Source organism: Janthinobacterium sp. GW822-FHT07H11 (assembly GCF_058798615.1).
Map to the genome: position 1 here is coordinate 3,620,822 of NZ_CM179507.1, position 22,123 is coordinate 3,642,944.

Annotated in this window: 25 protein-coding genes; 13 read left to right on the forward strand and 12 right to left on the reverse strand. The window is 63.4% G+C overall.

The window, feature by feature from the left end; all coding sequences use genetic code 11:
- Positions 1–18 precede the first annotated feature (18 nt).
- Together AC3RCJ_RS15945 and AC3RCJ_RS15950 are read right to left on the reverse strand one after the other, a co-directional pair.
- Positions 19–837 carry a glutaminyl-peptide cyclotransferase gene (locus AC3RCJ_RS15945; RefSeq protein WP_492957940.1) on the reverse strand — a complete coding sequence of 273 codons (819 nt, stop codon included), beginning with the start codon at positions 835–837 and terminating at the stop codon, positions 19–21.
- Between the two features lie 26 nt (positions 838–863).
- Positions 864–1,772, reverse strand: a complete 909-nt coding sequence (locus AC3RCJ_RS15950) for a LysR family transcriptional regulator (RefSeq protein ID WP_492957942.1) — start codon at positions 1,770–1,772, stop codon at positions 864–866.
- A gap of 103 nt (positions 1,773–1,875) precedes the next feature.
- Between AC3RCJ_RS15950 and AC3RCJ_RS15955 the strand changes: the two genes are divergently transcribed.
- Together AC3RCJ_RS15955 and AC3RCJ_RS15960 are read left to right on the forward strand one after the other, a co-directional pair.
- Positions 1,876–2,334 carry a CidA/LrgA family protein gene (locus AC3RCJ_RS15955; RefSeq protein ID WP_492957944.1) on the forward strand — a complete coding sequence of 153 codons (459 nt, stop codon included), beginning with the start codon at positions 1,876–1,878 and terminating at the stop codon, positions 2,332–2,334.
- Entirely contained in the window at positions 2,331–3,020 is a 690-nt protein-coding gene (locus AC3RCJ_RS15960) for an LrgB family protein (protein ID WP_492957946.1), read from the forward strand. Before AC3RCJ_RS15955 ends, AC3RCJ_RS15960 begins: the two co-directional genes overlap by 4 nt.
- On the opposite strand, the gene AC3RCJ_RS15965 is transcribed toward AC3RCJ_RS15960, so the two are convergent.
- Positions 3,017–3,700, reverse strand: coding sequence for a TetR/AcrR family transcriptional regulator (locus AC3RCJ_RS15965; RefSeq protein ID WP_492957948.1), 684 nt, complete (start codon positions 3,698–3,700; stop codon positions 3,017–3,019). The two genes, AC3RCJ_RS15960 and AC3RCJ_RS15965, sit on opposite strands and share 4 nt — an antisense overlap.
- A 90-nt stretch (positions 3,701–3,790) precedes the next feature.
- Between AC3RCJ_RS15965 and AC3RCJ_RS15970 the strand changes: the two genes are divergently transcribed.
- The 10 genes from AC3RCJ_RS15970 to AC3RCJ_RS16015 all read left to right on the forward strand — a co-directional run bounded on the left by AC3RCJ_RS15970 (position 3,791) and on the right by AC3RCJ_RS16015 (position 12,591).
- The gene (locus AC3RCJ_RS15970; RefSeq protein ID WP_492957950.1) at positions 3,791–4,930 is read left to right on the forward strand and encodes an FAD-dependent oxidoreductase; all 1,140 of its coding nucleotides are present in this window, start codon (positions 3,791–3,793) and stop codon (positions 4,928–4,930) included.
- A gap of 78 nt (positions 4,931–5,008) precedes the next feature.
- On the forward strand, positions 5,009–6,100 hold the full coding sequence (gene mnmH / locus AC3RCJ_RS15975) for a tRNA 2-selenouridine(34) synthase MnmH (RefSeq protein ID WP_492957952.1): 1,092 nt from the start codon (positions 5,009–5,011) through the stop codon (positions 6,098–6,100).
- A 45-nt stretch (positions 6,101–6,145) separates the two neighbouring features.
- Positions 6,146–7,210: a selenide, water dikinase SelD gene (gene selD / locus AC3RCJ_RS15980; RefSeq protein ID WP_492957954.1), complete on the forward strand. Its 1,065-nt coding sequence runs from the start codon at positions 6,146–6,148 to the stop codon at positions 7,208–7,210.
- Between the two features lie 25 nt (positions 7,211–7,235).
- A complete protein-coding gene (locus AC3RCJ_RS15985) occupies positions 7,236–8,105 on the forward strand; it encodes a putative selenate ABC transporter substrate-binding protein (protein WP_492957956.1) in 870 nt (289 codons plus the stop codon).
- Between the two features lie 125 nt (positions 8,106–8,230).
- Positions 8,231–9,043: a phosphonate ABC transporter ATP-binding protein gene (locus tag AC3RCJ_RS15990; RefSeq protein WP_492957958.1), complete on the forward strand. Its 813-nt coding sequence runs from the start codon at positions 8,231–8,233 to the stop codon at positions 9,041–9,043.
- 11 nt (positions 9,044–9,054) lie between these two features.
- Positions 9,055–9,867, forward strand: coding sequence for a PhnE/PtxC family ABC transporter permease (locus AC3RCJ_RS15995; protein WP_492957960.1), 813 nt, complete (start codon positions 9,055–9,057; stop codon positions 9,865–9,867).
- Positions 9,864–10,661 carry a phosphonate ABC transporter, permease protein PhnE gene (gene phnE, locus AC3RCJ_RS16000; protein ID WP_492957962.1) on the forward strand — a complete coding sequence of 266 codons (798 nt, stop codon included), beginning with the start codon at positions 9,864–9,866 and terminating at the stop codon, positions 10,659–10,661. The genes AC3RCJ_RS15995 and phnE overlap by 4 nt, the downstream gene beginning before the upstream one ends.
- 25 nt (positions 10,662–10,686) lie before the next feature.
- The gene (locus tag AC3RCJ_RS16005) at positions 10,687–11,052 is read left to right on the forward strand and encodes a hypothetical protein (RefSeq protein WP_492957963.1); all 366 of its coding nucleotides are present in this window, start codon (positions 10,687–10,689) and stop codon (positions 11,050–11,052) included.
- A gap of 97 nt (positions 11,053–11,149) precedes the next feature.
- A complete protein-coding gene (locus AC3RCJ_RS16010) occupies positions 11,150–11,644 on the forward strand; it encodes a GNAT family N-acetyltransferase (protein WP_492957965.1) in 495 nt (164 codons plus the stop codon).
- A gap of 275 nt (positions 11,645–11,919) precedes the next feature.
- The gene (locus AC3RCJ_RS16015) at positions 11,920–12,591 is read left to right on the forward strand and encodes a hypothetical protein (protein ID WP_492957967.1); all 672 of its coding nucleotides are present in this window, start codon (positions 11,920–11,922) and stop codon (positions 12,589–12,591) included.
- Here AC3RCJ_RS16015 and AC3RCJ_RS16020 read toward each other — a convergent pair whose 3' ends face one another.
- The 7 genes from AC3RCJ_RS16020 to cyoA all read right to left on the reverse strand — a co-directional run bounded on the left by AC3RCJ_RS16020 (position 12,592) and on the right by cyoA (position 19,366).
- The gene (locus tag AC3RCJ_RS16020; protein WP_034788474.1) at positions 12,592–13,128 is read right to left on the reverse strand and encodes a response regulator transcription factor; all 537 of its coding nucleotides are present in this window, start codon (positions 13,126–13,128) and stop codon (positions 12,592–12,594) included.
- The gene (locus AC3RCJ_RS16025; RefSeq protein ID WP_492957969.1) at positions 13,118–14,467 is read right to left on the reverse strand and encodes an ATP-binding protein; all 1,350 of its coding nucleotides are present in this window, start codon (positions 14,465–14,467) and stop codon (positions 13,118–13,120) included. The genes AC3RCJ_RS16020 and AC3RCJ_RS16025 overlap by 11 nt, the downstream gene beginning before the upstream one ends.
- A complete protein-coding gene (locus AC3RCJ_RS16030; RefSeq protein WP_492957971.1) occupies positions 14,451–15,284 on the reverse strand; it encodes an SURF1 family protein in 834 nt (277 codons plus the stop codon). Before AC3RCJ_RS16030 ends, AC3RCJ_RS16025 begins: the two co-directional genes overlap by 17 nt.
- Entirely contained in the window at positions 15,281–15,667 is a 387-nt protein-coding gene (gene cyoD, locus AC3RCJ_RS16035) for a cytochrome o ubiquinol oxidase subunit IV (protein ID WP_034748058.1), read from the reverse strand. Before cyoD ends, AC3RCJ_RS16030 begins: the two co-directional genes overlap by 4 nt.
- On the reverse strand, positions 15,664–16,302 hold the full coding sequence (cyoC, locus tag AC3RCJ_RS16040) for a cytochrome o ubiquinol oxidase subunit III (RefSeq protein WP_034788486.1): 639 nt from the start codon (positions 16,300–16,302) through the stop codon (positions 15,664–15,666). Before cyoC ends, cyoD begins: the two co-directional genes overlap by 4 nt.
- Positions 16,295–18,298 (reverse strand): cytochrome o ubiquinol oxidase subunit I, encoded by a 2,004-nt coding sequence (gene cyoB / locus AC3RCJ_RS16045; RefSeq protein ID WP_492957974.1) that lies wholly within the window; start codon positions 18,296–18,298, stop codon positions 16,295–16,297. Before cyoB ends, cyoC begins: the two co-directional genes overlap by 8 nt.
- Positions 18,299–18,382: 84 nt before the next feature.
- Positions 18,383–19,366, reverse strand: a complete 984-nt coding sequence (gene cyoA, locus AC3RCJ_RS16050; protein WP_492957976.1) for a ubiquinol oxidase subunit II — start codon at positions 19,364–19,366, stop codon at positions 18,383–18,385.
- 217 nt (positions 19,367–19,583) lie between these two features.
- Here cyoA and AC3RCJ_RS16055 point away from each other — a divergent pair, with 217 nt between their 5' ends.
- A complete protein-coding gene (locus AC3RCJ_RS16055) occupies positions 19,584–20,930 on the forward strand; it encodes an MFS transporter (protein ID WP_492957978.1) in 1,347 nt (448 codons plus the stop codon).
- Between the two features lie 260 nt (positions 20,931–21,190).
- Here the strand turns inward: AC3RCJ_RS16055 and AC3RCJ_RS16060 are convergent, their stop codons facing one another.
- Together AC3RCJ_RS16060 and AC3RCJ_RS16065 are read right to left on the reverse strand one after the other, a co-directional pair.
- Positions 21,191–21,418 (reverse strand): hypothetical protein, encoded by a 228-nt coding sequence (locus AC3RCJ_RS16060; protein ID WP_492957980.1) that lies wholly within the window; start codon positions 21,416–21,418, stop codon positions 21,191–21,193.
- A 207-nt stretch (positions 21,419–21,625) separates the two neighbouring features.
- Entirely contained in the window at positions 21,626–22,075 is a 450-nt protein-coding gene (locus tag AC3RCJ_RS16065) for an Hsp20/alpha crystallin family protein (protein ID WP_492957982.1), read from the reverse strand.
- Between the last annotated feature and the right edge of the window lie 48 nt (positions 22,076–22,123).

Sequence of the window (22,123 nt, forward strand, 5' to 3'; positions counted from 1 at the left end):
ACTGTCCGATAGCCAACATCAGCGGCGCTCGATTTCGATCAGCTCGATCTCGAACAGCTTGGGCCACAACTTTCCCGTGACAAACAAACGCTTGCCGCGTGCATCCCAGGCGATGCCGTTGAGCACGGCGTCGGGATTGGCCGTGCCCCGCTGCCCGGGCGGCAGCAAGCCCGTCAGGTCGATCCAGCCGACCACCTTGCCGCTGGCCGGGTCGATGCGGGCGATCACGTCCGCGCCCCACACATTGGCAAACAGTTGCCCGTCGACCATTTCCAGCTCGTTCAAGCGGTCGATGGGGCGGCCCTCGGCCTTCACCTCGACGCGGCGCACTTCGGCCAGGGTTTTCGGATTGAGCACGCGGATGGCCGAGGTGCCGTCGCTCATGTAGACGAATTTGCCATCGCTGGCCAGGCCCCAGCCTTCGCCCTGGTAGCTGAACTTGCGTTTCAATTTGAAGGTTTTCACGTCGAAGACATAGCCGGTCTGCGAAATCCACGTCAGGCCGATGATCTCGTCGCCCACGTCCGTGATGCCTTCACCGAACACATTGCTATCGAGCATGGCCCGCTGCAGCACCCTGCCCGTCTTCACATCCACCTTGCGCAGCGAGGACTGGCCATTCTGGCCCGTGCTTTCATACAGATGGCCATCCCGGAACAGCAAGCCCTGCGTGAAGGCTTGCGGGTCGTGCGGATAGGTGTTCTTAATAAAATAGCCATATACGGGAAGGGCGGCCTGGGCATGGCCCATTTCGCTCATCAGGCCCACGGTGCATAGCAATCCCAGCAGCAATGAGCCGGCCGTGCGTTTGAGTCTGGTATTGACGTTGATGTTCATCTGGTCGGGCGGAAGTTGGGAGTCGCCTATTGTAAACGCGCCGCGTCCGCCATGTGCGCCCGGACGAGGTCCAGCCAGGCGCGCGCCGCGAATGACAGCCGCCCGCCCCGGCGCCAGGCCAGCATCAAATTCCACTCCACGGGCGGGCCGTCCAGGGGAATGACGTCAAATTGCGCGGCATCGAGCGTGTCGCAATACATCTTCGGCAACAGGCAGATGCCCACGCCCAGCCTCACCAGCGAGGCAATGAAGTCCCACTGGCCGCTGCGGCCCGTGATGCGCGGCGCGAAGCCGGCCCGCTGGCAGGCGTCCAGCACGATGTCGTTCAGGGCAAACGCGGCGCCATAGAAGATGAAGGGGCTGTCGGCCAGCTCGGCCAGGGCCACGGCAGTGCGTCCCTGCCACGGCGAGCCGGGCGCTGCCAGCAGGCACAGCGGCGAGCGCACGAGGGGCAAGGCTTCGAAATCCTGCCAGGTGGCCGCATTGCCCGGGTAGTCGAGCATGGTGCCCAGTTCCACCGTGCCGGTGCGCAAGTCGCGCTCGATCGCCTGCGTGCCGCTTTCATACATCTTCAGTTCGATGCCCGGATAGCGCTGGTGGTATTCGGCCAGCCACGGCGCCAGGGTCGAATGCGTCTGCGGCGACACGCCGACCCGCAACTCTCCCCGCTCAAGGTGTTGCAGGTCGCGCAATTCCACCTTCAGTTCCGCATGCAGGGCCAGCAGCTCATGCGCGCGCGACAGCACTACCTTGCCCGCGTCCGTCAGGGTAAAGCGTTTACCGGCGCGGTCCAGCAAGGCCAGGTCCAGCGACTGTTCCAATTGCTGGATCATCTTGCTGACGGTGGGCTGCGTCACGTGCAGCTTGCTGGCTGCGCGCGTAAAACTGTTCTGTTCGACCACTTCGACGAAGTAGCGCAGCGAGCGGATATCCATGATGCATTCCAATATCGAATGATAATCATGAGTTTAAGTCATTTTATCTTTTGATGTGGGCTCACTACAATGAAACCTTCCTCCTGCCGTTTGAAAGCCCGCCGTGAAAGCCGTCCCTTGTTCCACCGCCGCCCTGCCCTCCGTTCCCGTCTGGCGCCAGCCCGCGCAGACCGCGTGGCAAGTGGGTATTTTGATCGCCGCCTGGTGGCTGGCCGACGCGGCCGCCTCCGCCCTGCACTTGCCGTTTTCCGGCGGCGTCGTCGGCTTGTTCGTGCTGGTGGCCCTGCTGCTGGCGGGCTGGGTGCGCCCCGCCGCCATCGAACTGGGCGCGAACTGGCTGCTGGCCAATATGCTGCTGTTCTTCATACCGCTGGTCGTGTCCGTGGTGCAATTTACGCAACTGTTGAAGTCGCAGGGCTTGATGCTGTTCGTAAATATCGGCCTGGGCTTTGCCTGCGTGATGCTGGCCACGGCCTTGACGGTGGAAGGGGTGTGCCGCTATGAACGCAAGTTGCGTCTGAATAAGCTGCTGCGCCAGAGAAAAGCCCGGGGGCAGGCATGAGCACCGTGCTGCTGTCCCTGCTGTTCTTGCTGCTGACCCTGGTGCTGTTCTATGCCAACCAGGCCGTGCACCGCCGCCACCCGCATTTCTTGCTGACACCGGCCATCTGCACCTCGGCCATCTTGATCGTCATCGTGCAGGCCACGTCGACGCCGTTCGCCACGTATTTCGGCGAGACGCGCTGGCTGCCTTGGCTGCTGGGCCCGGCCACCATCGCGTTTGCGCTGCCCATCTTCCAGGAGCGCAAGCTGATCCGCAAGCACTGGCTGGCCCTGTCGCTGGGCAGCTGCGCCGGCATCGTGGCATCGGTCGCCGCCACCCTGCTGCTGGACCGGGTATTTGGCGTGCACGGCGACATGGCGCGCAGCCTGCTGGCCCGTTCCGTGTCGACGCCGTTCGCGCTGGAAGCGTCGCGCCACATGGGCGGCTCGGCCCAGCTCACGGGCATCTTCGTGGTGATGACGGGCTTGTTCGGCTTGATGCTGGGCAAACCCTTGTTAAAACTGCTGCCCTTGCGCATGCGCATCGCGCGTGGCGCCCCGTATGGCGCGGCCGCGCACGGTTTTGGACTCTCCGTGGCGCGCAGGGTCGGCACGGAAGAAGGCGCCGTGGCCAGCCTGACCATGATCTTTTCCGGCGTCGTGACGGTGCTGCTGGCGCCGCTGCTGGGACATCTGCTCGGTTAGCGGCCCGCTTGCAGCGCCCGCATGCCATGCACGATCAGGTCGATGCCCGCCAGAAAATCGTCCCGGTCGTCGTGCGCGCGCAGCTGGCCCGCCACCTTGCGGGCAAACGGAAACGCCTGCGCATCGAGGCGTGACCACGCGCCCGCCAGGGTGTCGAGGAAATGCGCGCGCTCCAGCCCCTGTTCCCGGGCGATGAGGGCATTGGCCGCATTCTGCCCGCTCACGCCCAGCAGATAATTGAGCAAGGCGCATGCCGCCATCCACTGCCGGTCTTGCGGCACGCCCAGCGCATCGACCTGCCGGCCCAGGCGTTCCAGGATGCGCACGGTGGGCAGCTGGCCCGGCGCGCGCGCCAGCGCCGAGCCCAGCCACGGATGCGCATCCATGGCCTCGAACATGGCCAGCGCCACGGCGCGGATGCCCGCCTGCGGCGTATCGCCGGGCGGGGCGGCCTGCATGGCGCGCACGACGATGGCGTCGCTGGCGGCCGTGAACAGGTCGTCCTTGTCGGCCACGTGCCAGTAGATGGCGCCCGCTCCCGTCGCCAGGCGGGCGGCCAGGGCGCGGAAAGTCAGGCCGCCCTCGCCCGCTGTGTCGAGCAGGGCAATGGCGGCATCGATGATGGTGTCGCGCGTCAGCGCGTCGGCGCGTCGTGGTGGGGTCGCTACGGTATGGGGCATCGCTTATCTTGACACAGATGCCGGCTTGCCGCAAAATTCCTCTGGAACGTCGTTCCATTATCATTTTAAACACCATCTGAAGGGTCATCCATGCATGTCACCATCATCGGCGCGGGCCTGGGCGGGCTGATGCTCGCCCGCGTGCTGCACGTCCACGGCATCGCCGCCACCGTGTATGAAGCGGATGCGTCGCCGCAGGCGCGCCGCCAGGGCGGCATGCTCGATATCCACGAAGATACGGGCCAGCAAGCGCTGCGGGCGGCCGGCCTGCACGACGCCTTCCGCGCCCTCATCCACGCGGGCGGCGAAGCGAGCCGCGTGCTCGACCGGCATGGCACGGTCTTGCACGACGAGGGCGACGATGGCACGGGCGGGCGTCCCGAAGTGCCGCGCGGCGAGCTGCGCCGCATCCTGCTCGAAGCCTTGCCTGAGGGCTGCGTGCGCTGGGGTCACAAACTGAGCAACGTCGCAACGCTGGGCGGCGGCCGGCACCTTTTACACTTTGCGCATGGCGCCACGGCGGCCAGCGACCTGCTGGTGGGCGCGGACGGCGCCTGGTCCCGGGTGCGGCCGCTGCTCTCCGGCGCGCAGCCCGCCTACAGCGGCATTGCCTTCATTGAAACGTATCTGTTCGACAGCGACCGGCGCCACCGGGCCAGCGCGCACGCCGTGGGCGCCGGCGCCCTGTTCGCGCTGGCGCCGGGCAAGGGCATCCAGGCCCACCGCGAAGCCGATGGCGTGCTGCATGCGTATGTGGCCCTGAGTCAACCCGAAGAATGGCTGGCCGGCATCGATTTTACCGACCCCGCCGCCAAGGCAGCCATCGCCGCCCAGTTTGCCGGCTGGGCGCCGGCGCTCACGGCCCTGATCACGGATGCCGACACGCCGCCCGTGCCCCGTCCCGTGCACCTGCTGCCCGTCGGCCACCGCTGGCAGCGCGTGGCGGGCGTGACCTTGCTGGGCGATGCGGCCCATCTGATGGCGCCGGCCGGCGAAGGCGCCAACCTGGCCATGCTGGACGGCGCCGAGCTGGCGCAGGCGCTTGCCGCGCATCCGGGCGACGTGGCGGCGGCCCTGCTGGCCTATGAAACGGCGCTGTTTGCGCGCAGCAGCGCGGCCGCGGCGCAGTCCGAACGCATCCTGCGCCTGTGCTTTGACGACGATGCGCCGCACAGCCTGGTGCGGTTCTTTACGGGCATGCAAGATGGCGGCCCGGCACCCGAAGGGTGAACGGCGGCGCCAAAGCCCCACGCCGGCGGCGTTTATCGGGGATAATACGTCTTTCCCATTCCCAGCAGCCGCGCCACGATGAAATACCCCGCAGTCCTGCCCTTCAGCGACATCCTGCCACGCCTGCATGAATTCGACGCCATCATCGACGTGCGCAGCCCGTCCGAGTTCGCGGAAGACCACTTGCCGGGCGCCATCAACCTGCCCGTGCTCGACGACGAGCAGCGCGTGCGCGTCGGCACGCTATATAAACAGACGAGCGCCTTCGAGGCAAAGAAGCTGGGCGCGGCGCTGGTGGCGAAGAATATCGCGCGGCATATCGAAGACGGTTTCCTCGGCCACCCGCACGAATGGACGCCGCTCGTCTACTGCTGGCGCGGCGGCAACCGCAGCGGCGCCATGGCCCACATCCTGGCGCGCATCGGCTGGCCCGTCACACAACTCGAGGGCGGCTACAAGGATTACCGGCGCCACGTGAACGCCGACCTGGCCACCCTGCCCGAGCGCTTCGATTTCATCAACGTGCTGTGCGGCCCGACGGGCAGCGGCAAGAGCCGTTTGCTGCAGGTGCTGGACAAGCAAGGCGCGCAAGTGATCGACCTGGAACAATTGGCGGCCCACCGCGGCTCCGTGCTGGGCGGCTTGCCCGAGGAAGAGCAGCCGTCGCAAAAGGCGTTCGAGAGCGCGCTGTGGCAGCAGTTGCGCCAGTTCGACCCGGCATTGCCCGTGTTTATCGAATCGGAAAGCAAGAAAGTGGGCCGCTTGCGCGTGCCCGACGCCCTGATGGACAAGATGCGCGCGGCCGCCTGCACGGATGTGCGGCTGGCCACGGAGCAGCGCGTGCAATTGCTGATGCAGGACTACGAGCATTTCGTCGGCGACCCCGTGCGCCTGAACGTGCAGCTGGCCCTGTTGACGCAGCTGCACGGCAAGGAGAAAATTGCACACTGGCAGCAACTGGCGACGGCGGGCCAGATGGCCGAACTGGTGGAAGCGCTGCTGGTCCAGCATTACGACCCCGTCTACCGGCAATCGATCGCCCGCAACTTCAGCCGCTACGCCCAGGCGACGCCGCTGGTCTTGCCCGATATTTCAGAACATGCCTTTGAGCAAGCCGCGCGTGCCTTATGTGCTATCGTCGGCGACAACCGTACCGCCAGCGCCGCGTGATGCCTGGCTTGCCACCCAATTACTTATTTCAGCAGGATGACGACCATGTCCGATAGCGCAGCAACATCCCATACCCCCATCCGATTGACCGAATTTGCCCACGGCGGCGGCTGCGGCTGCAAAATCGCACCGGGCGTGCTGGCCGACATTTTAAAGGGCAGCGGCGGCTTTCCCCTGCCGAAGGAATTACTGGTCGGCATAGAAACCTCGGATGACGCGGCCGTCTACCAGCTCAACGACGAGCAGGCGCTGATCGCCACGACGGATTTCTTCATGCCCATCGTCGACGACCCGTTCGACTTTGGCCGCATCGCCGCCACCAACGCCATTTCCGACGTGTACGCCATGGGCGGCACGCCCATCATGGCGCTGGCCCTGGTCGGCATGCCGATCAACAAGCTGCCCGTGGAAACCATCGGCCTCATCTTGAAAGGCGGCGAAACCATCTGCGCCCAGGCCGGCATCCCCATCGCGGGCGGCCACACCATCGATTCCGTCGAACCGATCTATGGCCTGGTGGTGCTGGGCCTCGTGCACCCGTCGCAGGTGAAACGCAACGCGGGCGCGCGCGCCGGCGATAAACTGGTGCTGGGCAAGCCGATCGGCGTGGGCATTTTGTCGGCCGCGCTGAAGAAAAATGCGCTGGACGCGGACGGCTACGCTTCCTTGATCAACAACACCACCAAATTGAATACCCCGGGCAAGAAACTGGCCCTGCTCGACGGTGTGCATGCGCTGACGGACGTGACGGGCTTCGGCTTGCTGGGCCACACCCTGGAACTGGCGCGCGGCGCCAAGTTGCAGGCGCGTATCGCCATGGCTGAGGTGCCGCTGCTGCCGCAAGTGCAGCAACTGGCGGACAATGGCAACATCACGGGCGCCTCCGGCCGCAACTGGCAAGGCTATGGCGCGCAAGTGGCGCTGGCCGACAGCCTCAGCGCCATCGACAAGGCGATCTTGACGGACCCGCAGACGGCCGGCCCCCTGCTGGTGGCCTGCGCGCCGGAAGCCGTCGAGCACGTGCTGGCGATTTTCCGCGCCGAAGGCTTTGCCGACGCGACGGTGATAGGCGAGATGCAGGATGGCAGCACCGGGGTTTCCGTATATTAATGAACATTTTTTCAAAGGCAGTCCCATGACCACGTTCTCCAACAAGTTTCCCGCCATCCTGGCCACCGTCGCCGCCACCCTGGCCATCCACAGCGGCCTGGCGCAGGCGCAGCAAGTGTTGCGCGTGTCCGCCATCCCCGATGAAGCGCCGACGGAATTGCAGCGCAAGTTCAAGCCGCTGGGCAGCTACCTGGAGAAAAAGCTGGGCATGAAAGTGGAATTTACGCCCGTCACCGATTACGCGGCGTCCGTGGAAGGCTTGATCAATCACAAGCTCGACATGGTCTGGTTCGGCGGTTTTACGTTTGTGCAAGCGAACGTGCACAGCGGCGGCAAGATCGTGCCGCTGGTGCAGCGCGAGGAAGACACGAAATTCCGCTCCGTGTTCGTCACCACCAGCAAGGACATCAATCAATTGTCTGACCTGAAAGGCAAGAATTTCACGTTCGGTTCGGAATCGTCGACCTCGGGCCATTTGATGCCCCGTTACTATCTGCTGGCCGCCAAGATCAACCCGGACACGGACATGAAGCGCATCGCGTTTTCCGGCGCGCATGACGCCACCGTGGCGGCCGTGGCCGGCGGCAAGGTCGATGCGGGCACCTTGAACATTTCCGTGTGGGAAAAACTGGTCGAAGCGAAAAAGGTCGATCCAGCCAAGGTGCGCGTGTTCTACACGACACCGGGCTATTACGATTACAACTGGAGCGTGCGCGCCGACATGAATCCCGTCGTGCGCAAGAAGCTGACGGACGCCTTCCTGGCGCTGGACCCATCGACGGCCGAAGGCAAGGAAATCCTCGAGCTGCAGCGCGCTACCAAGTTCATCCCGACCAAGGCCGAGAACTACAAGGATATCGAAGCGGCCGCGCGCGATGCTAAGCTGTTGAAGTAATTGCTGAATCTGTCGGATTACGGCCTCCGGCCTAATCCGACCTACGCTGCCGTCGCATGGCGTAGGTCGGATTAGCGGCGCAGCCGCGTAATCCGACACACCAACGCCCCCACACCGAACATCGCATGACATTCCAACTTCACAAGGTCAGCGTCCACCACGCAGGCGCGGCCGGCAATGCGCTGGCCCTGCGCGAACTGGACCTGGACGTGGCCCAGGGTGAACAGATCGCCCTGATCGGCCCTTCCGGCGCGGGCAAGACCAGCCTGCTGCACACCTTGGCCTGCGCGCTGCGCCCGGCATCGGGCAGCTTGAGCGTTCTAGGAACGTCTCCATGGCAACTCGGCAGTGCCGCACGCCACGCCCTGCGCGCGCGCCTGTTCCTGGCGCCGCAAACGCCGCCGCTGCCGCCGCGCCAGCGCGTCGTCAACGCCGTGCTGGCGGGACGCTTGCCGCAATGGAGCTTGTGGACAGCCATCCGTTCGCTGGTCGCGCCCGTCGATCCGCGCGCCGCGTGGGAGGCTTTAGGTAAATTCAATCTGCAGGATAAACTGTATGCGCGGGTCGACCGCCTGTCCGGCGGCGAACGCCAGCGCTGCGGCATGGCGCGCGCCCTCGTGTCGGATGCGCAAGTGTTCCTCGTCGACGAACCGCTGTCCGCCCTCGACCCCACCCTCGCCTTGCAGACGATCCACGTGCTGCAGGCGGAAGCGACGGCGCGCAAGGCCACCCTGATCTGCAGCCTGCACCAGGTGGAGATCGCGCGCGCCTGCTTCACGCGCATCGTCGCCCTGCGCGACGGCAAGATCGTCTTCGACTTGCCTGGCGCCGAGGTCAGCGACGCCATGATCGCCGCGCTGTACCGCAACAAGACCGATCCGGCGCCCCGGTTCGAGGCCGTGGCAGCGCACCTGGACGCCGCGAGGCCCCTTTGCTGAAGAGCGCCGCCATGCCGCGCGACCCCGCCTGGCGCGGCCGCCTGACGACCGCCGCCATCGTGCTGCTCGTGCTGTGGCCGATGCTGGTGCAAGCCGAATTCAAGCCGTGGATACTCTGGGATGCGCAAAGCCTGGCGGCCACCTGGCAATTCATCGCCAGCTTCGTGCCGCCCGCCCACTCGCCGGAATTTTTGCAACTGGTGGCCACGTCCGCCTGGGAAACCATCGCCATGGCCACGGCCGGCATGGCGCTGGCCATGCTGGGCGCCATCCCCCTGACCTTGCTGGTGACGGAGCGCCTGTCGATCTCGCGCATCGGCTCCGGCCAGGTGTCACCGCTGGCCGCCAGCGTGCGCCATGGCGTGCGCGCGCTGCTGGTGCTGCTGCGCAGCGTGCCGGAACTGGTCTGGGCGTTGTTGCTGGTGCGCATAGTCGGGCTGGGGCCGACGGCGGGCGTGATCGCCATCGCGCTCACGTATTGCGGCATGCTGGGCAAGGTGTATGCGGAAATCCTCGAATCGTCGGATGCGTCCGCCTGCAATGCGCTGCTGCACAACGGCAGCGGCCGCTTGAAAGCCCTGCTGTACGGCGCCCTGCCCGAATCGGCCGCCGAACTGGTGTCGTACACGATCTACCGCTGGGAGTGCGCGATCCGCGGCTCCGTCGTCATGGGTTTTGTCGGCGCGGGCGGCCTGGGCCAGCGCATGGATGAATCGATGAAGATGATGGCGGGCAATGAATTGGCCACCATGCTGATGGTGTTCGTGCTGCTGGTGGCGGGCGCCGACGCCGTCTCGGCCATGCTGCGCCGGAGGCTGGCATGAAGACGGAACCGATGTTGCCCGCTCCAGCGCCCGTGCGCTGGTCGACCTGGGCCTTGCTGGCCGGTTTATTGATGCTGGTCATCGCCAGCTTCGCCACCCTGCCCCTGAAATGGGGAGAACTCTTCAGCGCCGACGCCGTGCGCACCACGGCCGATTTCCTGCACGGCTTCGCCCCGCCCGAACTGGCTCCCCCCTTCCTGATGAAAGTCGGCGTGGCCACGTTCGAAACCCTGGCCATGTCGGCCATCGGCACGGTCATCGCGGCCGTATTGGGCGCACTGCTGGCCCTGCCCGCCAGCGGCCGTTTTGGTCACTTGGCGCGCAACGCCACGCGTGCTGCCTTGAACGTGCTGCGCTCGATCCCGGAACTGGTGTGGGCCTCGATCCTGCTGATCGCCGCCGGCCTCGGCCCGTTCGCGGGCACCCTGGCGCTGGCCCTGCACACGGTGGGCGTGCTGGGGCGATTGTTTGCCGACGCGTTTGAAAATTGCCCGCCCTTGCCGGCGGCCACCCTGCGCATCAATGGCGCGCGGCCCGCCGTGGCCTTTTTGTATGCGACCTTGCCGCAGTGCGGCCCGCAGATGCTGTCCTACACCCTGTACCGCTGGGAAAACAATATCCGCGCCGCCGCCATCCTCGGCGTGGTCGGCGCGGGCGGCCTGGGGCAAATGCTGAAATACCATCTGTCGCTGTTCCAGATGCAGAACGCCGCCACCGTCATCGTCGCCATGCTGCTGATGGTGGCCGCCGTCGATGGCCTCAGCTATCTGCTGCGCCGCGCCATGACCCGTTAATTGTCACTTTTTACAAGGAATCCCCATGTCAGGCTGGTGGACGATCATCTCGACAGAAACGCCGGAGCACATGGCCGATATGACGAAAGTCAACAAGGAAGCGTTTCTCGCCAGCTGGGAAGCGGGCCTGTTTGGCGCCGGCTGGATCGCGCAACTGTGTGAGCAAGGCAAGGCGACCCAGCTGACGTTCAACGGCTTTCCCAACCGCTACACGGCCCAGGCCTGCGTCATCGCGCCCCTGCTGCTGGCGGGCATCGCCGAAGCGCAGGATGGAGAATTTCCGCAAGACAAGCTCACAGGCTGGCCCGGCAGCATCACCGTGCATGCGGAACGCATCGCCGCCTGTGAGCCGGGGCAGCTGCTGACCGTCGAAGTGTGGGACCAGTCTTAAGTCGTATGCAACAGATACGACTGCGCAAGCCAGCGCTCCTGTTAATATTGGCAAATACATCAATGACTACTCTTATCGCATCAGGAATACTGACAATTTGAACAAGATTATCATCCGCCCCACCACCGCCAGCGACTGGCCCGCGCTGAAAGCCACGCGCCTGGCCGCCCTGCTCGACGCGCCCACGGCCTTTGGCGCCAGCCACGCCAGCGCGGCCGCTTTCTCAGACGCCGACTGGCAGCTGCGTGCCGTCAGCACGCCGCAGCGCACGTTTTTCCTCGCCTTTGATGGCGATCAATCCATCGGCCTGGCCGCGCAAGTGGTGGCCGGCAATGGCGAATGCCATCTGATCGCCATGTGGGTACAGTCCGACTATCGCGGCCTGTCCGTGGCGCAAGGCCTGGTCGAGGCCGTGAAGCAATGCGCCGTGGACCATGGCCATTCCCGGCTGGTGCTCGACGTGGCGCCCGAGAATGCCCGCGCGGCCGCGTTTTACCTGAAACAAGGCTTTGTCTTCTTGCCGGAATGGGAAGCACTGGAAAGCCATCCGCATATCCAGGTGCAAAAGATGGAGTGGCGGGCGCCCGCATGATGGCCCTATTGTCGGCCGAATTTTGTTATGTATCCGGCCAGTCTGGCGGCTATGCGATATCTTGCCATCGCATCCGGTAAAACGGCGCGTTCAAGCACTTCATTCATCCTAATCGACGCTCTGTCTTAAAAACCTGCTCATACCGGTGTTTTTTTCTACACTCGCGTTTTCATTGATGAATAGAAAGATCAGGTATGCGTGCCATTAAAAGAGCGGGGCTTTTGCTGTGTTTGTGCGGTGTCGCGGCGCAAGCTTGCGCTGATACGGAAGCAGCCGTGGAACAGGCCGGGCAGGATGCGGCGGCGTCCGTCAACGTGAAAGGCATGCGCGACCCGGACTGGAAGCCCTACAGTGCCATGCTCAAGGGCGTCCTACGCTTCGAGGAAAAGCATGCGCTGGCGCCCGGCGCCGAATTGAAATTCATCCTCGAGCCGCGCCGTGCCGACGTCGACATGCATGGCATCGCGCTGCGGCTGGAAAGCGACGAGGCGGGCCTGGCGATACCGCTGGGCGAGCGCAATATCTTCAGCTTGCCCGTCGAGCAAGGTCCGCTGTATGACAAGGCCGAGCTGACCGTGAACCGCAAGGCGGGCTCGGTCCGGTGGATACCCTACGTCAGGAGCGCGGCGACCAGCGACACGCTGCGCCGCCTGGGCGACCTGCGGCTGGCGTGCGAAGTCCACTGGGCCATCGACAAGGAAACCTTGCCTTTCGCCATGCGCACGGCGATGGGCGCACTGGGCGGCCCGTGCAATTTCGTGTCGCAAAAAGGCACCTACAGCTTTACGGAAGCACGGCGCATCACGGCCGCGACGATCAGCTACAACGGCAAAAGCGCGCCCGTGCCCTTCAGCGGCACGTCGTTCACGCCGCCGTTGCGGGAGCAGGACTGGAGCAATGACAGCATGATCGAATTGACATTCGACAACGACCAGACAGCGCAGTAACTATTTCACCCGCTGCTTTTCCAGCTTGCGCGCCAGGGTGCGCCGGTGCATGCCAAGGCGGCGGGCCGTTTCCGAGATATTAAAATCCGTCTCGGCCAGCATTTCGTGGATGCGTTCCCATTCCAGGGTCTTGATGTTGGTGGCGCGATTCGTCAGTTCGATGTCGGCGTTGCCGGCCACGTGGCCGAAGGCCGCTTCGATGTCGTCCGTGTTCGACGGCTTCGCCAGGTACTGGCAGGCGCCCAGTTTGATGGCTTCGACGGCCGTGCCGATGCTGGCGTAGCCGGTCAGCACGACGATCAGCATTTCCGGGTCGTGCTGGTGCAGCATCTGCACGCAGGCCAGGCCCGAGGTATTGCCATTCAACTTCAAATCGACGACGGCGTAGTCGGGGCAATGCTGCTCGAGCAAGGCGCTCGCTTCGTCGAAATTGGTGGCCAGGATGACCTGGTAGCCGCGCCGCTCGAACGAGCGGCCCAGGGTGCGGGCAAACGCGGCATCGTCTTCCACGATCAGTAACAGACGGTCATCCTGCATGGTGGTCGCTTTCTCTTTCCAGTTTGATGGCCGCCAGCGGCAAGGCCAGGTGCACCACCGCCCCGCCCTGTACCCGGTTGCGCGCCGTTACCGTACCACCTAAAGTACGCGCGACATTCACCACCAGGAACAGCCCCAGGCCGCCGCCGGGCTTGCCCTTGCTGCTTTGATACGGTTTTCCCAGGTGCGTCAGCATCGACGGCTCAAAGCCGGGACCCGCATCGGTAATGACCAGGTGCAGCGCGTCCGCCTCGCGCGTCGCTTCGAAGCGCAGCCATTCGGGTGACGCTTCGAGCGCATTATCGAGCACATTGCAGATGGTTTGTTTCAATGTGGAATCGAAGACGACGGGCACGTCGTGCTCGATGCGGTTATCGTACTCGAAACCCTGGATCGGGCGGCTCGTGCGCCACTCGTCAACCAGGTCGTTGAGGAAGGTGTTGATCGTCGTTTTCACGGACGATTCGCCGCGCGCCTCGCCCGCCGACAATAAGATGCCGCTGACGATGCTCTTGCAGCGCTGCAACTGCGCCTGCATTTCCGTGATTTCTTCCAGCAGTTCGCTGTTCTTGCTCAATTCCGGCATGCGGCGCCAGTCGCCGAGGATGACGGACAAGGTGGCCAGCGGCGTGCCCAGTTCGTGCGCGGCACCCGAGGCAAGCAAGCCCATGCGGATGATGTGCTCTTCTTCCGCCGCGCGCTGGCGCAAGTCGGCCACCTTGGCGTCGCCGGCCCGCTGGTTGCGGTTGATGCGCGTAATAAACACCACCAGCAAGGCGGCGTTGAGGATGAAGCAGATCAGCAAGCCCTGCACATACAGGCTGAAAAAACCCCGCTCGGGGTCGATCGGCAGGATCAGGGGGCCGGGCAGCAAGGCCAGGCCGGCCAGGCACAGGCTGGTAATGGCCACCATGATCCAGGTCGACCACACTTCCAGCAGCACGGCGCTGAGGATGACTTGCAACAGATACAGGAAGGCAAACGGGTTGCTGATGCCGCCGCTCAGGTAGAGCTGGGCCGTCAGCACGGTGACGTCGACCAGCAGGGCAAGAAAGAGCGCCGTGTTCGAGACGGGCTGGCGTTCGTGCCAGCGCAAGAGGCTGGCCAGGTTGAAGGCGATCAGGCAGGACAGCACTTCGAGCATGTAGGGCACGGGCAAGGCGATGCCCAGTCCCACGCCCACGCCGAAGATGGTGCTGATCTGGCCGATCACGGCCAGCCAGCGCAGCTGGATCAGCAGCTTCATGTTCTGGTGGCCGGCCGGATGTTCCATCTCGGCCGCCACGGCGCCGCGTTCTAATACCTCGCGGTTGGGCAGGATCTCAATCCTGCCCGGCATGGTCGCTTTCTTGCGATGGATCAAGCTTCTTGCCACGGGCGCGACGGCGCTTGTCCTCGCGCACGATCCACCACGTGATGCCGGCGACCATCAAGGCCAGGGCAAACCACGTCAAGGCATACACGAGGTGGCTGTTGTGGAACGAGATCACGGTCAGGCCGCCGACGGGGGCGTCAACGGCCGTTTCCGACTTTTCTTTCGCGTCGACAAAATATGGCGCCACGTTGGTCAGCATGTGCGAGGCGGCGATGGCGGCCACGTCGCGCGAATACCAGTGCTGCGTGGCAGGACTGTTTTCGCGCAGGAAACCGCCGCCCGTTTCGCTGATGCGCAGCAAGCCGTCGACCTCGACGATGCCGGGCGGCGTGCCGGCGGCGATGCCGGCGCGCTTGGCCACGAAGCCGCGGTTGACCAGCACGGTGCTGCCATCGGCCAGGCGCAAGGGCGTGATTAACCAGTAGCCGCTGCCCAGTGCCGTCGTTGCTTGCACCAGGGTATTGAATAGGGGGAGATACGTACCGGAGAGTCGCACATGGCGGTATTCATCCGTTTGAGGCGTGATGCCGGCCCAGGCTGCGGGTCCAGGCGCGTCCGTTGCGGGCGCATGTACGCGTTGTTCGACGCGCTCGATCAGGTCAAGCTTCCAGAACAGGCGCTTGACTTGCCAGGTGCCCAGGGCACAGAAACCGGCAAACAAGATCCCCGCGAGTATGGCCAGCGTATAACGCACAGCCATGCCGCGTGGGCCTGGCGCGGCATCTTGCGATGCGGCGCCAGGGGCGCGCCCGGTGCTGTCTGGGCGCGGTTGACTCATCATGGAGCCGTTTTCGTATGCATGTACTCAGGCATCAGATCCGGCATCATGTTGTGGTTCATATGGTACATGACCCACAGGGAACCGGCCATGGCGATGCCCACGATCATGATCGTGAAGATCAGCGCCATCATGTTCCAGCCGCCTTCGGACTTGGTGTTCATGTGCAGGAAGTACACCATGTGCACCACCACTTGAACGGCCGCGAACGCCAGCAGGACCAGGCCCATGGTGCCCGAGTTGGTGATGGCTTTCGTCATCACCAGCCAGAACGGAATGGCCGTCAGGATCACCGACAGGATGAAGCCGATGGTGTAGCTTTTCAGGCTGCCATGATCGTGATTGTCATGGTGGTGGCTATCGCCGTGTGTGTGGTGGTCGCTCATGGCAGCACTCCCATCAGGTAGACAAAGGTGAAGACGCCGATCCAGATGACGTCCAGGAAGTGCCAGAACAGCGACAGGCACATCATGCGGCGGCCGTTTTCCGGGGTCAGGCCATGCTTGTTCAACTGGAACATCAGGGTCACGAGCCAGATCACGCCGAACGTCACGTGCAAGCCGTGGGTACCGACCAGGGCGAAGAACGACGACAGGAACGCGCTGCGCTGCGGACCGGCGCCTTCGTGGATCAGATGAATGAATTCATACATTTCCAGCGACAGGAAGGCCAGGCCGAACAGGCCCGTGATGCCCAGCCAGACCAGGGTGCTGCGCAATTGCTTGCGCTGCATGGCCAGCATGGCGAAGCCGTAGGTGATCGACGACAGCAGCAGCATGGCCGTGTTGACGGCCACCAGCGGCAGGTCGAACAGCGCGGCGCCCGTCGGGCCGTCCGCATAGCTGCGGCCGACCACGGCGTAGGTGGCGAACAGACAGGCGAAGATCAGGCAATCGCTCATCAGGTAGAGCCAGAAACCGAGCAGGCTGCCGTTTTCCGGGTGGTGCTCGCGCACAAAGTAGCTGCGCGTGCTTGGTGCGGCGCCAGCGGCGCCGGTGTTATGGGCGATGGTATCAGACATGGCTGCTCAGCAATTTAGTATAAGCGTCTTCGGTACGGACCACTTCTTCCGCAGGAATGTAGTAATCGCGCTTGTAGTTAAAGGTATGGACGATGATGGTGACCATCATGATCACGAAGCCGACGGCGGCGACGAGCCACATTTGCCAGATCAGGCCAAAACCGACCAGTGCGGACAGTGCGGCGATCACGAAACCGGCCCAGGTGTTCTTCGGCATGTGGATCTTCGTGAAACCGGACGTCGGACGCTGGTAACCGTGTTTCTTCATGTCAGTCCATGCATCGAGTTCGTGCACTTGTGGCGTGAAGGCGAAATTATAGTCTGGCGGAGGCGACGACGTCGACCATTCCAAGGTACGGCCGCCCCATGGGTCGCCGGTCACGTCGCGCAGGGCGTGACGGTTGCGGTAGCTGACATAGAACTGGATCAGCATGGAAGCGATACCCAGGGCGATCGAGACGGCGCCAAACCAGGCGATGATGGTCCAGATTTGCAACGATGGATCTTCAAAGTGGTTGACACGACGGGTCACGCCCATCAGGCCCAGCACGTACAGCGGCATGAAGGCCAGGTAGAAGCCGACGAACCAGAACCAGAACGAGCACTTGCCCCAGAACGCGTCGAGCTTGTAGCCGAAGGCTTTCGGGTACCAGTAGTTGATTGCAGCAAATACACCGAAGACCACGCCGCCGATAATCACGTTATGGAAGTGGGCGATCAGGAACAGGCTGTTGTGCAGCACGAAGTCCGCTGGAGGTACGGCCAGCAAGACGCCGGTCATGCCGCCGATGGTGAAGGTGACCATGAAGCCGATCGTCCACAGCATCGGCAGCTCAAAGCGGATACGGCCGCGGTACATGGTAAACAGCCAGTTGAAGATCTTCGCGCCCGTCGGGATCGAAATGATCATCGTCGTGATGCCGAAGAAGGAGTTGACGCTGGCGCCCGAACCCATGGTGAAGAAGTGATGCAGCCATACCAGGTACGACAGGATCATGATGACGCAGGTGGCGTAGACCATCGAGGCGTAGCCGAACAGACGCTTGCTGCTGAACGTGGCGACCACTTCCGAGAACACGCCGAACAGCGGCAGGATCAGGATGTAGACTTCCGGGTGACCCCAGATCCAGATCAGGTTGACGTACATCATGGCGTTGCCGCCCAGTTCCGTCGTGAAGAAGTTAAAGCCGGCAACGCGGTCCAGCGACAGCATGGCCAATACGGCCGTCAGCACCGGGAAGGCGGCGACGATCAGGATGTTGGTGCACAGTGCGGTCCAGGTGAAGACGGGCATTTTCATCCAGGTCATGCCAGGCGCGCGCATCTTGACGATGGTGGCGATCAGGTTGACACCGGACAATAGCGTCCCGACCCCGGCAATCTGCAAGGACCAGATGTAATAGTCTACCCCCACGTCCGGACTGCCGACGATGCCCGACAGCGGCGGATAGGCCAGCCAGCCCGTGCGGGCGAATTCGCCGACGAACAGCGAAGCCATGACCAGGGCGGCGCCCATGGTGGTCATCCAGAAGCTGAAGTTGTTCAGGAAAGGGAAAGCCACGTCGCGCGCGCCGATTTGCAGCGGCACCACGTAGTTCATCAGACCCGTCACGAAAGGCATCGCGACGAAGAAGATCATGATCACGCCGTGGGCGGTGAAGATCTGGTCGTAGTGATGCGGTGGCAGGAAGCCGGCATTGTCGCCAAAGGCGATTGCCTGCTGGGTACGCATCATCAGCGCGTCGGCAAAGCCGCGCAACAGCATGACCAGGCCCAGAATCATGTACATGATACCGATTTTTTTATGGTCGATACTGGTGATCCAGTCGCGCCACAGGGTACCCCAGACGCGGAAATACGTCAGTGCCGCAACGAGTGCGATACCGCCCAGGGCGACCATGGCAAAGGTCGCCAGCAGGATAGGTTCGTGAAATGGAATTGCATCCCAAGTCAGACGGCCGAATATAAGCTTCGTCAGATCAATATGGTCTAGCATTGTTACTCTCAGAGAAAAAAGGGAGGCGCCAGGCAAGCGGCGCCAGTATCTGCAGCGCATTGCGCTGCGGGATTCATGCAGTCGTTACTTGGCTTGAACGCCCTTTTCAACCACTGCATCGCTAGCGACTACTGCCGTTACGGCCGCTACCGGGCTTTTTGCCATCGTCAATTTATATGGCTCGACCGGCGTCACGCACAGGGCGTCGGAAACGATGGTGCGGTTCAGAATTGCCTTGTACAGATCGTTAGGCACGGCGCTGTAGCGGCGCACCGGATCGCGTTCGCTAGGCTGGGCCAGCGACAGGTAGTCGTCGCGGTTCAGCGCGCCGCCACCGGCACGTGCCGATTCCACCCATTTGTCGAAGTCCGCATCATTGACGCCGTGGAACTTGAAGCGCATGCCCGAGAAACCGGCACCGCTGTAGTTCGCGGAGAAGCCCTTGTAGACACCGGGCTTGTTGATGACGGCATTCAACTGCGTTTCCATGCCCGGCATGGCGTAGATCTGACCTGCCAGTGCGGGAATGAAGAACGAGTTCATGACGGACGAGGCGGTGATCTTGAAGCGGATCGGACGGTCGACGGGCGCATACAGTTCATTCACGGAAGCGATGCCTTGCTCCGGGTAGATGAACAGCCATTTCCAGTCCAGGGCCACGACTTCGACGATCATCGGCTTGTGGCTGGCGGGAATCGGGCGGTTGGCGTCGATACGGCTCAATGGGCGGTATGGATCGAGGGTGTGGGTGCTGATCCAGGTCAGCAGGCCCAGCACGATGATGATCAGCAGGGGCGCGCCCCAGATGATCAGCTCGAGGCGAGTCGAGTGGTCCCAGTCCGGCTCGTATTTGGCCGCGGTATTGTTTTTTCTATAGCGCCATGCGAACAGCAGGGTCAGGGCGATTACCGGAACGATAATCAACAGCATCAGCAGTGTCGAGATGACAATCAGATTGCCTTGCTGAACTGCGATGTCGCCGGACGGATTCAGTACCACCATATTGCAACCAGCCAACAATGCGAGAGGTAAAAGAAGCAGTCCGCGACGAACTTTTAATGAAAACATACAGGAAAGTCCAGTACAGGGGATGAAGATATGGTACTGTATTCTCACTGGAGCGCACTGGCAATTGGACGTTTTGTCCTACCCCTTGCTCGGACTTTCCCTTGGTAGTCGAGGACTTATCCTACAACTATCCAATGAATAGTCCTGCTCCGGGCGTGAGACACCCGGGGTAAGTTACGCGTTGGCCGAACTCGAAACGATATTGGAGACGATCATCATGTCCAGCACACGCATACCCAGCGGAGACGTACCCGCCGACTTTTCCCCCCATTCCCTGCGCGACGCACGCGGGGCCGGCACGGTCGAATCGCATATCGACCCCGGTGAGATCGCCGTCGGCGTGATCATCGGCCGCGCTTCCGAGTACTTTGACTTCTTTGTCTACGCCATCGCCTCGGTGCTGGTGTTTCCGCGCGTCTTCTTTCCGTTCGAAGAACGCCTGGAGGGCACATTATATGCTTTCCTGATCTTCTCGTTCGCCTTCATCGCCCGTCCCTTCGGCACCGTGCTCTTCATGGAGATCCAGCGCCGCATGGGACGCAGCGCCAAGCTGACGTTCGCCCTCTTCCTGCTGGGCGTATCGACGGCCGGCATCGCCTTCCTGCCCACCTACGCGCACCTGGGCTTTGCCGCCATCGTCTGGCTGTCGGTGCTGCGCATCGGCCAGGGCGTGGCGCTCGGTGGTTCGTGGGATGGCCTGCCGTCGCTGCTGGCCCTGAACGCGCCCGAAAACAAGCGCGGCTGGTACGCCATGCTGGGCCAGCTGGGCGCGCCCGCCGGCTTCCTGATCGCGGCCGGCCTGTTCTGGTTCATGCTGACCACCCTGACGGACGAGGAATTCCTCGACTGGGGCTGGCGCTATCCCTTCTATGTCGCCTTCGCCATCAACGTGGTGGCCCTGTTTGCCCGCTTGCGCCTGGTGTCGACGAATGAGTATGCGCGCCTGCTCGACGAACGCGAACTGCAGCCCGTGAGCGTGTTTGAAATGAGCCGCGGCCAGGGCCGCAACGTGCTGATCGGCGCCCTGGCCGCGCTGGCCAGCTATGCGCTGTTCCACCTGGTGACGGTGTTCCCGCTGTCGTGGATTTCCGTCTACCAGACCCGTTCCGCCTCGGACTTCCTGCAGATCCAGATGCTGGGCGCCGTGCTGGCCGCCATCGGCGTGGTGATTTCCGGCTTGCTGGCCGATAAAGTGGGTCGCCGCACCACCCTGGGCGTGCTGGCCGTGCTGATCGCCATCTTCAGCGCCTTCGTGCCGACCCTGATGGGCGGCGGCAATACCGGCCAGGACGTGTTCATCCTCGTCGGCTTCAGCCTGCTGGGCCTGTCCTACGGCCAGGCCGCCGGTGCCGTGACGGCCAACTTCCCCGCCCGCTTCCGCTACACGGGCGCGGCCCTGACGTCCGACCTGGCCTGGCTGGTCGGTGCCGGCTTCGCCCCGCTGGTGGCGCTGGGCCTGTCGGCCAATTTCGGCCTCGCCTATGTCAGCTTCTACCTGCTGTCGGGCGCCGTCGCCTCGCTGGCCGCCCTGAGCCTGAACCGGGCGCTGGAAATACGCGACTAGGCCATCTTCCAGCCGATACGCCGCGCACCGCCAGCCCTGGCCGGCGGTGCGCGGCAAGCCCTTCCGCTTGAGCCTCCTGCTTGAGCCTCCTGTTTGAGCCTGTATATATCAGTTGCGGTATCCGCTGCGGTATCAGTTGCCGCCTCTTTGCCCGGCCTGCCCGGTGCGCAAGGCGGGCAGCCGTCCCGCGCGCCCTCGCCCCCTCGCCCCCTCGGCTCACCACCGCTTCCGCGCCGCCGTGACCGGCCGGCCCTCGGTGCCTACTGGTCCCCGCTGTCCGCGATGTGACAGGCCGGGGCCGGCGCCGCCTTTTGCCGGGCGGCGGAACTGGACCGGCGGTGGCCGCTGGCCGACAACAGGCGCAGCATCATGCTGCTGCCGATACCCTGCTGGCGCAGATACGCCTCGGCGGCCAATCGCCCTTCGGCGTGCAGGATGGCGATGCCTGTTTCGACAATGGCTGCCGTGGCGACATCGGGACGTGACAAGAAATGCTGTGGCGAAGATTTGGGTGGGTTGGCAGTCATATCGAAACATGGACAAGCACGCGGGGTGCCGGGTTACTCAGGGACCGCCGTCACCGCCTCGCGCGCGGGCGCGTGGCAGTAACAGCCGGTCATGTTGTCGAAATGATAGCGCATTGACTTCCCGATACCACTGTGCGCTTGTACAGTGGTGTGCTCCGCCGCCGGTCCCTATTGTATTTGCAGCTGCTTGCCGCCCGTGCCCTCTTTCTTCTGCAGGCTCAGTTGCAGCACGCCATCGAGATAGCGCGCCTGCGAACTGTTTTCATCGACTTCCTGGGGCAAGGTGAAACTGCGGTATTGCTGCCCATACAGCCGTTCATTGCGCACCGTCTTGCCGCCATCGTCGGCATGGCGCTCTTCCTTCAGTTCAGCCGTGATGGAGACGCGGTTGCCATCGATGGCCACCTGGATGTCGTCGCGGCTGACGCCGGGGATTTCGGCCTTCACCAGGTAGGCTTGCTCGGTTTCTGAAATGTCCAGGCGCATGCGCGGCGCGCTGCCTTCGCGCGCGCGCCAGGCGGGCGCGAAGAAATCGCGCATGAGATCGTCAATGTCGCTGAACGGGTCGAAGCGCCCCAGCGTGTGGAAGGGGTCGCGGGGGATCAATTGAGACGCCATGATAGCTTTCCTTTATAAAAAATCATGTCCGATACGAGGCGCGCAGAA

Excerpts from the sequence above, each read along its gene's own strand:
- AC3RCJ_RS16030 (WP_492957971.1), bottom strand. The coding sequence starts at position 15,284 with ATGATGAGTCAACCGCGCCCAGACAGCACCGGGCGCGCCCCTGGCGCC.
- mnmH (WP_492957952.1), top strand. The coding sequence starts at position 5,009 with ATGAAATACCCCGCAGTCCTGCCCTTCAGCGACATCCTGCCACGCCTG.
- AC3RCJ_RS15950 (WP_492957942.1), bottom strand. The coding sequence starts at position 1,772 with ATGGATATCCGCTCGCTGCGCTACTTCGTCGAAGTGGTCGAACAGAAC.
- AC3RCJ_RS15945 (WP_492957940.1), bottom strand. The coding sequence starts at position 837 with ATGAACATCAACGTCAATACCAGACTCAAACGCACGGCCGGCTCATTG.
- cyoD (WP_034748058.1), bottom strand. The coding sequence starts at position 15,667 with ATGAGCGACCACCACACACACGGCGATAGCCACCACCATGACAATCAC.
- selD (WP_492957954.1), top strand. The coding sequence starts at position 6,146 with ATGTCCGATAGCGCAGCAACATCCCATACCCCCATCCGATTGACCGAA.
- AC3RCJ_RS15995 (WP_492957960.1), top strand. The coding sequence starts at position 9,055 with ATGCCGCGCGACCCCGCCTGGCGCGGCCGCCTGACGACCGCCGCCATC.
- cyoC (WP_034788486.1), bottom strand. The coding sequence starts at position 16,302 with ATGTCTGATACCATCGCCCATAACACCGGCGCCGCTGGCGCCGCACCA.
- AC3RCJ_RS15970 (WP_492957950.1), top strand. The coding sequence starts at position 3,791 with ATGCATGTCACCATCATCGGCGCGGGCCTGGGCGGGCTGATGCTCGCC.
- AC3RCJ_RS16020 (WP_034788474.1), bottom strand. The coding sequence starts at position 13,128 with ATGCAGGATGACCGTCTGTTACTGATCGTGGAAGACGATGCCGCGTTT.
- cyoB (WP_492957974.1), bottom strand. The coding sequence starts at position 18,298 with ATGCTAGACCATATTGATCTGACGAAGCTTATATTCGGCCGTCTGACT.
- AC3RCJ_RS15985 (WP_492957956.1), top strand. The coding sequence starts at position 7,236 with ATGACCACGTTCTCCAACAAGTTTCCCGCCATCCTGGCCACCGTCGCC.
- AC3RCJ_RS16055 (WP_492957978.1), top strand. The coding sequence starts at position 19,584 with ATGTCCAGCACACGCATACCCAGCGGAGACGTACCCGCCGACTTTTCC.
- cyoA (WP_492957976.1), bottom strand. The coding sequence starts at position 19,366 with ATGTTTTCATTAAAAGTTCGTCGCGGACTGCTTCTTTTACCTCTCGCA.
- AC3RCJ_RS15990 (WP_492957958.1), top strand. The coding sequence starts at position 8,231 with ATGACATTCCAACTTCACAAGGTCAGCGTCCACCACGCAGGCGCGGCC.
- AC3RCJ_RS15960 (WP_492957946.1), top strand. The coding sequence starts at position 2,331 with ATGAGCACCGTGCTGCTGTCCCTGCTGTTCTTGCTGCTGACCCTGGTG.
- phnE (WP_492957962.1), top strand. The coding sequence starts at position 9,864 with ATGAAGACGGAACCGATGTTGCCCGCTCCAGCGCCCGTGCGCTGGTCG.
- AC3RCJ_RS16065 (WP_492957982.1), bottom strand. The coding sequence starts at position 22,075 with ATGGCGTCTCAATTGATCCCCCGCGACCCCTTCCACACGCTGGGGCGC.
- AC3RCJ_RS16005 (WP_492957963.1), top strand. The coding sequence starts at position 10,687 with ATGTCAGGCTGGTGGACGATCATCTCGACAGAAACGCCGGAGCACATG.
- AC3RCJ_RS15965 (WP_492957948.1), bottom strand. The coding sequence starts at position 3,700 with ATGCCCCATACCGTAGCGACCCCACCACGACGCGCCGACGCGCTGACG.
- AC3RCJ_RS16025 (WP_492957969.1), bottom strand. The coding sequence starts at position 14,467 with ATGCCGGGCAGGATTGAGATCCTGCCCAACCGCGAGGTATTAGAACGC.